Here is an 11,628-nt window from a genome sequence, read left to right as displayed (position 1 = left end):
GTTGCCATGGCCAAACGCAAACCCGCGCGGCCCGCAAGGGCAAAACGATCGTCCGAACGGGGCAGCACGCTCTACGGCATGCTGACCGGCCTGCTCATCGGCCTGGTCGTGGCCGCCGCGGTGGCCTTCTACGTCACGCGCGCCCCGGTGCCCTTCGTCGACCGGGCCTCGCGCCAGGCGGACCAGAACCCCTTGCCCGACGTGCGCAATGCGCCCGACCCCAACGTGGGCCTGTACGGCCGCGACGGCGCGGCGGGCACCGCGCCTACCGGCCCCACGGCCACCCAGCCGGCGCCCGCGCCCGGCGCCCAGCCGGGCCCGTCGACCCCGGCGTCGGGTCCCCAGGGGCCCGACGACCTGGGCGCGCTGATCGCCACCCTGCCGGCGGCATCCGAGCCCGCCCCGCGCGCCGCCGACAAGCCGGCGGACAAGCCCGCGGAAAAAGCCGCCCCCAAGCCGGCCACCCCGGCGGCCGCGGCGGGGCCCGCGCCAACGCCGCGCGACACCGCCAAGGAGGCCGGCGGCAAGTACTTCCTGCAGGCGGGCGCCTACCGCGCCGCCGACGACGCCGAGGCCCTGAAAGCCCGCATCCTGCTGCTGGGGCTTCCGGTGGCGGTACAGCGCGCCGAAGTCAACGGCAAACCCATCAACCGCGTGCGGGTCGGCCCCTTCGCCCGGCTGGACGACATGAACCGCGCCCGCACCCGCCTGGGAGAAAACAAAATCGAAGTGGCCGTGGTACGCCAGTAGCGGGCGGCGCGGAACTCGCCCCGCCCCCGCCTGTCTCTATGGTCCTGGCGTCCCGGCTCGCGCCGCGCCACCGCGCGGTCCGCCCGGGCGTAATCGCCGGCAGCACATTCCATCACCTCAACTGGATCCAGACCGACATGTCCAAACTGTTCAGCCGCCTGCTGGCGGTATCCGCCCTCGCCGCCACGGCCTTGTTCGCGCCCGCCAGCCATGCCCAGGCCCAGCAAGGCGGCTCCCAGGCCTACCAGGTCGTCAATCCGCCCATCCCCAGCGACAACCAGGGCAAGATCGAGGTCATGGAGTTCTTCGCCTACACCTGCCCGCACTGCGCCGCGATGCAGCCCATGGTGGAAAGCTGGTCCAAGACCGCTCCGGCCGACGTCGTGCTGGTCCAGGTCCCGGTCGCCTTCAACGCCGCCATGAAGCCCCTGCAACAGCTCTACTACACCTTGCAGACGCTGGGCCGCGGCGACCTGAACGACAAGGTTTTCGCCGCCATCCATAGCGAGCACAAGCAGCTGTTCACCAAGGCCGCCATGGCCGAGTGGGCCGCGTCGCAGGGCGTGGACCGCAAGAAGTTCGAAGAAATCTTCGATTCGTTCTCCGTGGCCACCCAGGTGGAACGCGCGACTCAGCTGACCAAGCAGGCCAATATCGACGGCACGCCGTCCTACCTGGTGGGGGGCAAGTACCTGACCTCGCCCGTCATGGCCGGCAACAGCTACCAGGGCGCGCTCGACGAAGTGAACAAACTGATCCCGATGGCGCGCAACGCCAAGTAAATCGGCCTCACGCGGCACCTTGTCCGCGATAGCCGGCACAGGCACAACGGCCTACGCGCGAGCGCGTGGGCCGTTTGCTTTCAGGCGTGGCTGCCGCGCCAATGTGTGCGGAGCGGCCTTGCGGCAGTTGCCCGGATCGCCGCGTGACGCCGGCCGCCGCGGCTAGGCGGCGCCGGCGCGGTCCAGCGCCTGCCGCAGGTCGTCGATCAGATCCTGCGGCGATTCCAGCCCGATATGCAGCCGCACCACGGCCGGGCTGTCGCCCTGCCAATAGCGATGGCCCGCCAGCGTTTGCAGCGAAACCAGCTGCACCAGGCTTTCGAAGCCGCCCCAGGAATAGCCGATGCTGAACAGCCGCAGGCTATCGACGAATACGCGCGCCTGCGCCGCGGGCAGCCGCAGTGCCACGGCCATCATGCCATTGGAGCCGCTGCAATCCCGCCGCCAGAGCGCATGGCCGGGGTCGGAAGGCAGGGCCGGGTGATAGAGCCGCGCCACTTCCGGCCGCGTGGCCAGGAACTCGCATACCTGCAAGGCATTGCGGGCATGCTGGGCCATGCGCAGCGGCAGGGTGCGCACGCCGCGCAGCGCCAGCCAGGCGTCGTCCGCGCTGACCGAATATCCCATGGCGTACTGGGTCTTGTTGATGCGCCGTGCCAGCGCCTCGTCGTTGGTGACCACCGCGCCCAGCATCAGGTCCGAATGGCCGCCCACGTACTTGGTGCCGGCCACCACCGAGACCTGCGCGCCCAGCGCCAGCGGCTGGTAGATATAGCCGGAACCCCAGGTGTTGTCGCTGGCCAGCACCAGCCCATGTTGCCTGGCCTTGGCGGCCAACGCCGGGATATCGAGCATCTCGAACAACAGCGAACCCGGCGACTCGACGTACAGCAGCCGCGTGTTGGGCCGCACCAGCGCATCGATGTCGTCATGGTTGGGCGCGAAGTAGGTGATTTCGATGCCCAGCCGGCCCAGCACCGCCTGGTCCAGCGCATGGACCGGTCCGTAGACGTTGTCCGCGACCAGCGCGTGCTCGCCCGCCGACAGCAGCGACATGAAGGCCAGCGTAATGGCCGACAGGCCGGATGGCGCCAGGTAGCAATGCGTGCCGCGCTCCAGATGCTTGAACACGTCCTCGAGCGCGACATGGGTGTCCAGGCCCATGCGCCCGTAGGCCACCACGCGCTCGCCCGCGGCCTTGCGCCGCTCGGCCTCGTCCAGCGCGGCCAGGTCCTGGAACCGCACGGTGCTGGTGCGCACCGGCGGCAGCCCCACCGGCGCGGCGCCGGTGGCGGGGTCGAATTCGGCGATGCCGGTATGCTGCAACAGCGTGTCGAGATGCTTGGAATCGGAGGCCATGGAAGGGGGAATGGCGGGTTGCGAATTCGCCTATGATGCCACTTTCGATGGCGGCCTTCTTCCATGCCCGATATCCATACCCTGAGCACTTTCTTCGGTATCGCGATACTGCTGGCGCTGTCGCCCGGGCCGGACAACCTGTTCGTTCTGATGCAATCCGCGCTGTGGGGGCGTGCCGCCGGCCTGGTGGTCGTGCTGGGACTGTGCACGGGCCTGCTGGGACATACCGCCGCCGTGGCCGTGGGATTGGCCGCGGTCTTCGCGGCATCGCCACTGGCTTTCGCGCTGCTGAAGTGGGCCGGCGCGGCTTATCTGGCCTGGCTGGCATGGCAGGCTTTCCGCGCACCCGGACGCGGCGATGCGGGCAGCGCGCCGCCGCGGCTGAGGGCTTCGGCGCTTTATCTGCGCGGCATCGTCATGAACCTGACCAACCCCAAGGTGCTGCTGTTTTTCCTGGCCTTCCTGCCGCAGTTCGCCACGCCTTCGGCCGGCCCCGTCGGGTCGCAGATCGTCATCCTGGGTGGCGTGTTCATGCTCGCGACGCTGCTGGTGTTCGGCGCCATCGCGTTTTTCTCCGGCGCGGCCGGCGCGCTGCTGCAACGCTCGGCGCGCGCGCGCCGTATCCTGAATGCCTGCGCCGGGATCGTCTTCGCCGGGCTGGCGCTGCGCCTGGCCACGTCGGTGCGCTAGGGGGCCGCGGCGGCGGCATCGGCCGGCGCGGCGGCGCGGACCGCGCGGCTCAGGCCGCGGTGAAGCGCACGATGCCGTCCTCGCCGGTCCGGCGTGTCAGTACGCCGTCGTAATACAGCGCGTGCAGGTGCGCCAGCGCCTCGCCCATCGCGAACGTCATCTGGTGCAGATCCAGCTTGCGCTTGAAGAGTACCGGCACGATATCGAACGCGCTGCAAGGCTGCGCGCAGGCGGCCACGACTTCCGCCAGGCGATCGGCATGGTGGGCATGCTGCTGGGCGATGCGCTCGTGCAGGCCCTTGAAGGGACGGCCATGCGAGGGCAGCACCAGGGTATCCGCGGGCAGGCCGTCGTAGCCGTCCAGCGACCGCAGATACAGCGGCAAGGGATTGGACTCGGGTTCGTAGTTGAAAACGCTGACGTTGGTCGAGATGCGGGGCAGCACCATGTCGCCCGAGATCAGCACATTCAAGGCGGCGCAGTACAGCGACGCGTGCTCCGGCGCATGTCCATGGCCGACGATGATGCGCCATTCGTGCGCGCCGATGCGGATACGATCGCCGTCCATGATGCGCGTGAACCGGACCGGCATCGCCGGCACCAGGTTGGGGTAATAGCCGGCCCGCTCGCGTATCTGCTGCTGCGCCTGCGGATCGACCAGGCCATGGCGGGCGAAATGCGCCACCGCGTCGTCGCCGCCCGCGCCGGCGCCCCCGCTGGAGGTCGAGCCCCCGCGCGAAAACAGGCAGGCCACGGCGTAGTCGGTCATCGTCATCCACAGCGGCGCGTCCCACCGGCGGCAGATCCACTCCGCCAGGCCGACGTGGTCGGGGTGCATGTGGGTGACCAGCACGCGCAGCACCGGCAGGCCGTCGAGCTGCTGCGTGAAAATGCGCTCCCATAGGGTGCGCACCTCGTCCCGGCTGATGCCGGTATCGACCACGGTCCAGCCTTGGCGGCCGTCGATTTCGTCGCGCAGCAGCCATAGGTTGATGTGGTCCAGCGCGAAAGGCAGCGGCATGCGCAGCCACCGTACGCCGGGAGCCACCTCGCGGGCGACGCCCGGTTCGGGCTGGCTGTCGCCCCAGGGGTACTCCAGCTTGTGCTCATTCGGGTTCATAACGGCATCTCCCAGCTTGACGGTGGCGTTCAGGCCATCATAATTGACGTTTACGTAAGCTGCCAACGCCATGCCGCCCGCCTCCTGGACCATCTCCGAACTCGCCCGCGAGTTCGACATCACGCCGCGCACGATCCGGTTCTACGAGGACCAGGGCATCGTCAGCCCCGCGCGCGAAGGCCGCAACCGGGTCTACAGCGCGCGCGACCGCACCCGCTTGAAACTGGCGCTGCGCGGCAAGCGCCTGGGCCTGCAGTTGTCCGAGATCCGCGCGCTGATCGACATGTACGACGGGCCCGGCGATGCGGCGGCGCAGCAACTACGCGAGTACCTGGCCGTGCTGAACCGCCACCGGGAAACCCTGGAGCGGCAGCGCCAGGACATCGAGGACACCCTGGAAGAGATCGCGGCCCAGGAAGCCGAATGCCGCCGGCTGCTGGCCAACGGCGCCTGAGCCCCGCCCAAGCGGGCCGGCGGCGCGCCGTCCCGCCTCGGACAACAGGCGAGCGGCCTCTCCAACGCGCCAGGCAGGCGCACTGCCGACACTTCGGGAACAGCTCGTCCGCCCGGCCGAGTGCTCCTTTCCGAGTCCGGACAGGCGTATTGATCTAACGTTTACGTAAACGTAATATAGGCGCCGCAGCATTGCATCCGGCAAGGCCGAAAGTGCAAGATGAGCGCGGCAGGCGAAAAAGCGGCGCGCGGTGCTGGCGGCCCCTCTCATGGAGACACGCATGGACATTCCGGGCTTGAGTTTCAATCTGGGCGAAGACCTGGACATGCTGCGCGACAGCGTGCGCCGCTTCGCCCAGGCCGAGATCGCGCCGCGCGCGGCGGAAATCGACCGCAGCGACCAATTCCCCATGGACCTCTGGAAAAAGCTGGGCGACCTGGGCGTGCTGGGCATGACGGCCAGCGAAGCCTATGGCGGCGCGCAGCTGGGCTACCTGGCGCATATGGTGGCCATGGAGGAAATCTCGCGGGCGAGCGCCTCGGTCGGACTTTCCTACGGCGCGCATTCCAATCTGTGCGTCAACCAGATCCATCGCAACGGTACGGAAGCCCAGAAGCGCCGCTACCTGCCCAAGCTGATCTCCGGCGAACACGTGGGCGCGCTCGCAATGAGCGAACCGGGCGCCGGTTCGGATGTCGTCAGCATGACGCTGCGCGCCGACAAGAAAGGCGACCGCTACGTCCTGAACGGCAGCAAGATGTGGATCACCAACGGCCCCGACGCCGACACCCTGGTCGTCTATGCCAAGACCGATCCGCAAGCCAGGCAGCGCGGCATCACCGCTTTCCTGGTGGAAAAGGGCTATGCCGGCTTTTCCGTGGCGCAGAAGCTGGACAAACTGGGCATGCGCGGCAGCCATACCGGCGAACTGGTCTTCCAGGACTGCGAGGTGCCGGAGGAAAACGTGCTGGGCGAAGTCGACGGCGGCGTCAAAGTGCTGATGAGCGGCCTGGACTACGAACGCGCCGTGCTGGCCGGCGGCCCGCTGGGCATCATGCAGGCCGTCATGGACGTGGTGGTGCCCTATGTGCACGAGCGCAAGCAGTTCGGCCAGCCCATCGGCGAATTCCAGCTGATCCAGGGCAAGCTGGCCGATATGTACGCCAGCCTGCAGGCCTGCCGCGCCTTCTGCTACACCGTGGGCCGCAACCTGGATGAACTGGGCGCCGGCCATGTGCGCCGGGTGCGCAAGGATTGCGCGGCCCTGATCCTGTACACCGCCGAAAAAGCCACCTGGATGGCGGGCGAAGGCGTGCAGATCCTGGGCGGCAACGGCTATATCAACGAATTCCCCACCGGCCGACTGTGGCGCGACGCCAAGCTGTACGAAATCGGCGCCGGCACCAGCGAAATCCGCCGTATGCTGATCGGCCGGGAACTCTTCAACGAAACCGCATGAACACGCGCCGGCAGACCCGCCCGCGCAGGGGCCGGCAGGCCCCGGCAACCCGCGCCATGGCCAGCGGCCAGGCGCATCCGTCACGGCGGCCCGGCCGCCCCCGCTGAATCAGGAGTCCATCATGTCCGATCCCATCGTCATCGTTTCCGTCGCCCGCACCCCCATGGGCGGCATGCTGGGCAGCCTGTCCGGCCTGGCCGCGCACGAACTGGGTTCCGTCGTCATCAAGGCCGCCGTCGAGCGCGCCGGGCTGAAGCCGGAACAGGTCGACGAAGTCCTGATGGGCAACGTGCTGCAGGCCGGCCAGGGCCAGGCCCCGGCGCGGCAGGCCGCGCTGGGCGCCGGGCTGCCGCTGGGCGTGTCCTGCACCACCGTGCACAAGGTCTGCGGATCCGGCCTGAAGGCCGCCATGCTGGGGCACGACCTGCTGGCCGCCGGTTCGGCGCAGGTGGTGGTGGCCGGCGGCCAGGAAAGCATGAGCAACGCGCCCTATCTGCTGATGAAGGGCCGCCAGGGCTATCGCTACGGCCATTCCACGGTGTACGACCACATGGCGCTGGACGGCCTGGAAGACGCCTACCAGCGCGGTACCGCCATGGGCGTGTTCGCGGAAGACTGCGCCTCGCGCTACGAGTTCACGCGCGACCAGCAGGACGCGTTCTCCACCGAATCGCTGCGCCGCGCCCGCGCCGCCACCGAGGACGGCAGCTTCAAGTGGGAGATCGCGCCGGTCACCGTGGCCGGCCGCAAGGGCGATACGGTCATCGATACCGATGAAGCCCCGACCAAGGCGATGCCGGAGAAAATCCCCACCCTGAAGCCGGCCTTCAAGAAGGACGGCACGGTCACCGCCGCGACCTCGGCATCCATCTCCGACGGCGCCGCCGCCATGGTGCTGATGCGGCAGTCCACCGCGGAAAAGCTCGGCCTGCGCCCGCTGGCGCGCATCGTCGGCCATGCGCAGCACTCGCAGGAACCGCAGTGGTTCACCACCGCGCCCATCGGCGCGCTGAAGAACCTGTTCAAGAAGACCGGCTGGCGCGCCGAGGACGTCGACCTGTACGAAATCAACGAAGCCTTCGCCGTCGTAACGATGGGCGTGATGAAGGACTTCGGCATCCCGCACAGCAAGGTCAACGTGCATGGCGGCGCCACGGCGCTGGGCCACCCGATCGGCGCCTCCGGCGCGCGCCTGGTGGCGACGCTGATCGGCGCGCTGCGCAAGAACGAGCGCAAGCGCGGCGTGGCCACCTTGTGCATCGGCGGGGGCGAAGCCGTGGCCATGGCCATCGAGATGCTGTAAGGCGCGCGCCGGCCATGGCCATCATCGAATCGCGCATCAATCCGCGCGCGCAGGATTTCCAGGACAACGCGCGCGCCATGCAGGCCCAGCTGGACGACCTGCGGGCGCGGATGGCGACGGCGGCGCAAGGCGGCGGCGAAGCCGCGCGGGCGCGGCACGTGGCGCGCGGCAAGCTGCTGCCGCGCGACCGGGTCGAGCGCCTGCTCGATCCGGGCACGCCCTTCCTGGAATTGTCGCCCCTGGCCGCGCACGGCATGTACGACGACGAAGCGCCTTCGGCGGGCCTGATCACCGGCATCGGCCGCGTGTCCGGCACGGAGTGCGTCATCGTCTGCAATGACGCCACGGTCAAGGGCGGCACCTACTACCCCATGACCGTCAAGAAGCATCTGCGCGCGCAGGAGATCGCCGCGCAGAACCGCCTGCCCTGCATCTACCTGGTGGATTCCGGCGGCGCCAACCTGCCGCGCCAGGAAGAGGTCTTTCCCGACCGCGACCACTTCGGCCGCATCTTCTACAACCAGGCCGTGATGTCGGCCGACGGCATCGCGCAGATCGCCGTGGTGATGGGATCCTGCACCGCGGGCGGCGCCTACGTGCCCGCCATGAGCGACGAATCCATCATCGTGCGCAACCAGGGCACGATCTTCCTGGGGGGCCCGCCCCTGGTCAAGGCGGCCACCGGCGAAGAGGTCAGCGCGGAAGACCTGGGCGGCGGCGACGTACACACCCGGCTATCGGGCGTGGCCGACCACCTGGCGGTGGACGACCATCATGCCCTGCGCCTGGCGCGCGACGCGGTCGCCCGCCTGAACCGCGTCAAGCCCCGTCCGCTGGCCCTGCGGCCCGTACGGCCGCCGCGCCACGACCCGCAGGAATTGAACGGCATCATCCCGGCCGACACGCGCAAGCCTTATGACGTGCGGGAAGTCATTGCCCGCATCGTGGACGACTCCGACCTGGACGAATTCAAGGCCCGCTACGGGCCGACGCTGGTCACCGGCTTCGCGCACGTCCACGGCATGCCGGTCGGCATCGTCGCCAACAACGGCATTCTGTTCTCCGAATCGGCGCAGAAGGGCGCCCACTTCATCGAACTGTGCGCGCAGCGCCGCATCCCCTTGGTATTCCTGCAGAACATCACGGGTTTCATGGTGGGCCGCAAGTACGAGAACGAAGGCATCGCGCGCCACGGCGCCAAGATGGTCACCGCGGTGGCCACCGCGGCCGTGCCCAAGTTCACCGTCCTGATCGGCGGTTCTTTCGGCGCCGGCAATTACGGCATGTGCGGGCGCGCCTATTCGCCGCGCCTGCTGTTCATGTGGCCCAACGCGCGCATTTCCGTCATGGGCGGCGAGCAGGCGGCCAGCGTACTGGCCACGGTACGGCGCGATGGCATCCAGGCCAAGGGCGGCAGCTGGGCACCCGAAGAGGAAGAAGCCTTCAAGGCGCCGATCCGCGCGCAATACGAGCGCGAGGGCCATCCCTACCACGCCACGGCGCGGCTATGGGACGACGGCATCATTGCGCCCGCCGACACGCGCCGCGTGCTGGCCCTGGGCCTGTCCGCCGCCTTGAACGCGCCCATCCCCGAAACGCGCTTCGGCGTGTTCCGCATGTAGTCCGCCCCGTTTCCAGGAGCCTGCGTGTTCTCGACCCTGCTTATCGCCAATCGCGGTGAAATCGCCTGCCGGGTGGCCGCGACCGCCCGCCGCCTGGGCATCCGCACCGTAGCCGTCTATTCGGATGCCGATGCGCAATCCGCGCACGTCGCCGCGTGCGACGCCGCCGTGCGCCTGGGGCCGGCGGAGCCGCGCGCCAGCTACCTGCGCGGCGACCTCATCCTGGCTGCCGCGCGGGCCACGGGTGCGCAGGCCATCCATCCCGGCTATGGCTTCCTGTCGGAAAACCCCGGTTTCGCGGAAAGCGTGACGGACGCCGGGCTGGTTTTCGTCGGTCCGCCGGCCAGCGCCATCGCCGCCATGGGCAGCAAATCCGCCGCCAAGCAGCTGATGGAAAAGGCCGGCGTGCCCCTGGTGCCGGGCTACCACGGCGACAACCAGGATGCCGATTTCCTGCGCCGCCAGGCCGACGAAATCGGCTATCCGGTCCTGATCAAGGCCAGCGCCGGCGGCGGCGGCAAGGGTATGCGCATCGTCCACGGCAGCGCCGATTTCGCCGACGCGCTGGCTTCGTGCCGGCGCGAGGCCGCGTCGAGCTTCGGCGACGACCGCGTGCTGATCGAGCGCTACCTGCAAAAGCCCCGCCACATCGAAATCCAGGTGTTCGCCGATAGCCAGGGCCATTGCATCTATCTGTTCGAGCGCGACTGCTCGGTGCAGCGCCGCCACCAGAAGGTCATCGAGGAAGCACCCGCGCCGGGCATGACGGAAGGCCGGCGCCAGGCCATGGGCGAGGCCGCCGTGGCGGCCGCGCGCGCCGTGGGCTACGTCGGCGCGGGCACGGTGGAGTTCATCGCCGAACCGGATGGCCGCTTCTACTTCATGGAAATGAACACGCGCCTGCAGGTCGAGCACCCGGTGACGGAGATGATCACCGGCCTGGACCTGGTCGAATGGCAGCTGCGGGTGGCGGCCGGCGAGCCCCTGCCGGCGCGGCAGCAGGACCTGCGGCTGCGCGGCCACGCCATCGAGGCACGCATCTACGCCGAAAACCCCGACACCGGGTTCCTGCCGTCCATCGGCACTGTCCGGTACCTGGAACTGCCGCCGCATATCGCCTTCGCCAATGGCGCGGTGCGCGTGGACGGCGGCGTGCGAGCGGGCGACGCCATCACGCCGCACTACGACCCCATGATCGCCAAGCTGATCGTACGGGGCGACGATCGCGACGCGGCGCGCGCGCGCATGGCGCAGGCCCTGGCGCAGGTCCGCGTGGCGGGCCTGCACACCAACACCGCCTTCCTGGGCCGCCTGATGCGCGACGAGTCCTTCGCCGCCGCGGACCTGGACACCGGCCTGATCGAACGCCGGCGCGACACCCTGCTGCCCCCGGCGGCGGGCGCGTCACCGGCCATGCTGGCGCTGGCCACGGCCGCCTTGCTGGCGCGCGAAGGCCTGCCCGGCACGCGGCACCTGGATCCACCGCCGGCGGACCCCTGGGACGCGCGCGATGGCTGGCGCCTGGATGGCCGCTACCAGCGCGTCATCCCCTGGCTGGACGGCGACACGCGCCGCACGGTGGCACTGGCGCGCGAGGCCGACGGCTATCGCCTGGCCGTGGACCAAGACGCGGCCGTGCCGCTGCGGTGGGACGCAAGTCCCGCCGGCCAGGGCGGTACGCAAGCCTGGGAAACGCGGATCGTCATGGGCGACCGCGAGATCCGCGGCACGGTGGCGTGGTCCGGCGATGCGGCCGATGTCTTTCACGACGGCGCCGCCTGCCAGCTGTTGCTGGACGACCCGCTGGCGCACGCCGGCGAGGCCCATGGCGAACACGGCGGCGACATGACGGCGCCGATGCCCGGCAAGATCATTTCCATCGATGTGCGCGCCGGCGACACGGTAAGCAAGGGGCAGCCCCTGCTCGTCATGGAGGCCATGAAGATGGAGCACACCATCGCCGCGGCGGCGGATGGCGAAGTGGTGGAGGTGTTCTACGCGGTGGGCGACCAGGTGCCCGAAGGTGCGGCCTTGATCGCGCTGAAATAAGCGCGCGCCATGAATGGCGAACGGGCGCCGCGGGGCGCCC

10 protein-coding genes are annotated in these 11,628 nt (G+C 69.3%); 8 read left to right on the top strand and 2 right to left on the bottom strand.

What is annotated here, in order from left to right:
* The first annotated feature begins 6 nt into the window (after positions 1-6).
* Together BAU06_RS00555 and BAU06_RS00550 are read left to right on the top strand one after the other, a co-directional pair.
* The gene (locus BAU06_RS00555) at positions 7-750 is read left to right on the top strand and encodes an SPOR domain-containing protein (protein ID WP_066342796.1); all 744 of its coding nucleotides are present in this window, start codon (positions 7-9) and stop codon (positions 748-750) included.
* A 137-nt stretch (positions 751-887) separates the two neighbouring features.
* Positions 888-1,532 carry a thiol:disulfide interchange protein DsbA/DsbL gene (locus BAU06_RS00550; RefSeq protein WP_066357598.1) on the top strand — a complete coding sequence of 215 codons (645 nt, stop codon included), beginning with the start codon at positions 888-890 and terminating at the stop codon, positions 1,530-1,532.
* 162 nt (positions 1,533-1,694) lie between these two features.
* Here BAU06_RS00550 and metC read toward each other — a convergent pair whose 3' ends face one another.
* Positions 1,695-2,891, bottom strand: coding sequence for a cystathionine beta-lyase (gene metC / locus BAU06_RS00545; protein WP_066342793.1), 1,197 nt, complete (start codon positions 2,889-2,891; stop codon positions 1,695-1,697).
* A gap of 63 nt (positions 2,892-2,954) precedes the next feature.
* On the opposite strand from metC, the gene BAU06_RS00540 reads away from it, so the two are divergent.
* Complete coding sequence (locus tag BAU06_RS00540; protein WP_066342790.1) at positions 2,955-3,581, top strand: LysE family translocator; 627 nt, start codon at positions 2,955-2,957, stop codon at positions 3,579-3,581.
* A 49-nt stretch (positions 3,582-3,630) separates the two neighbouring features.
* On the opposite strand, the gene BAU06_RS00535 is transcribed toward BAU06_RS00540, so the two are convergent.
* Complete coding sequence (locus BAU06_RS00535; protein ID WP_066357596.1) at positions 3,631-4,701, bottom strand: MBL fold metallo-hydrolase; 1,071 nt, start codon at positions 4,699-4,701, stop codon at positions 3,631-3,633.
* A gap of 70 nt (positions 4,702-4,771) precedes the next feature.
* Between BAU06_RS00535 and BAU06_RS00530 the strand changes: the two genes are divergently transcribed.
* The 5 genes from BAU06_RS00530 (at position 4,772) to BAU06_RS00510 (ending at position 11,588) form a co-directional block, all read left to right on the top strand.
* Complete coding sequence (locus BAU06_RS00530) at positions 4,772-5,155, top strand: MerR family transcriptional regulator (RefSeq protein WP_066342788.1); 384 nt, start codon at positions 4,772-4,774, stop codon at positions 5,153-5,155.
* Positions 5,156-5,435: 280 nt separating this feature from the next.
* A complete protein-coding gene (locus BAU06_RS00525; protein ID WP_066342782.1) occupies positions 5,436-6,614 on the top strand; it encodes an isovaleryl-CoA dehydrogenase in 1,179 nt (392 codons plus the stop codon).
* 121 nt (positions 6,615-6,735) lie between these two features.
* A complete protein-coding gene (locus BAU06_RS00520) occupies positions 6,736-7,917 on the top strand; it encodes an acetyl-CoA C-acyltransferase (protein WP_066342779.1) in 1,182 nt (393 codons plus the stop codon).
* Between the two features lie 14 nt (positions 7,918-7,931).
* Entirely contained in the window at positions 7,932-9,539 is a 1,608-nt protein-coding gene (locus tag BAU06_RS00515) for a carboxyl transferase domain-containing protein (RefSeq protein WP_066342776.1), read from the top strand.
* Positions 9,540-9,563: 24 nt separating this feature from the next.
* The gene (locus tag BAU06_RS00510) at positions 9,564-11,588 is read left to right on the top strand and encodes an acetyl-CoA carboxylase biotin carboxylase subunit (RefSeq protein ID WP_066342773.1); all 2,025 of its coding nucleotides are present in this window, start codon (positions 9,564-9,566) and stop codon (positions 11,586-11,588) included.
* Positions 11,589-11,628: the final 40 nt, after the last annotated feature.

This window comes from Bordetella bronchialis (assembly GCF_001676705.1).
In the GTDB taxonomy this organism is placed as follows: domain Bacteria; phylum Pseudomonadota; class Gammaproteobacteria; order Burkholderiales; family Burkholderiaceae_B; genus Bordetella_C; species Bordetella_C bronchialis.
Note: the sequence above shows the minus strand (reverse complement) of the source record. Positions and strands in the feature narration are given on the sequence as shown.

Coding starts and splice junctions, on each gene's coding strand:
- BAU06_RS00555 (WP_066342796.1), top strand. CDS start 7: ATGGCCAAACGCAAACCCGCGCGGCCCGCAAGGGCAAAACGATCGTCC.
- BAU06_RS00550 (WP_066357598.1), top strand. CDS start 888: ATGTCCAAACTGTTCAGCCGCCTGCTGGCGGTATCCGCCCTCGCCGCC.
- metC (WP_066342793.1), bottom strand. CDS start 2,891: ATGGCCTCCGATTCCAAGCATCTCGACACGCTGTTGCAGCATACCGGC.
- BAU06_RS00540 (WP_066342790.1), top strand. CDS start 2,955: ATGCCCGATATCCATACCCTGAGCACTTTCTTCGGTATCGCGATACTG.
- BAU06_RS00535 (WP_066357596.1), bottom strand. CDS start 4,701: ATGAACCCGAATGAGCACAAGCTGGAGTACCCCTGGGGCGACAGCCAG.
- BAU06_RS00530 (WP_066342788.1), top strand. CDS start 4,772: ATGCCGCCCGCCTCCTGGACCATCTCCGAACTCGCCCGCGAGTTCGAC.
- BAU06_RS00525 (WP_066342782.1), top strand. CDS start 5,436: ATGGACATTCCGGGCTTGAGTTTCAATCTGGGCGAAGACCTGGACATG.
- BAU06_RS00520 (WP_066342779.1), top strand. CDS start 6,736: ATGTCCGATCCCATCGTCATCGTTTCCGTCGCCCGCACCCCCATGGGC.
- BAU06_RS00515 (WP_066342776.1), top strand. CDS start 7,932: ATGGCCATCATCGAATCGCGCATCAATCCGCGCGCGCAGGATTTCCAG.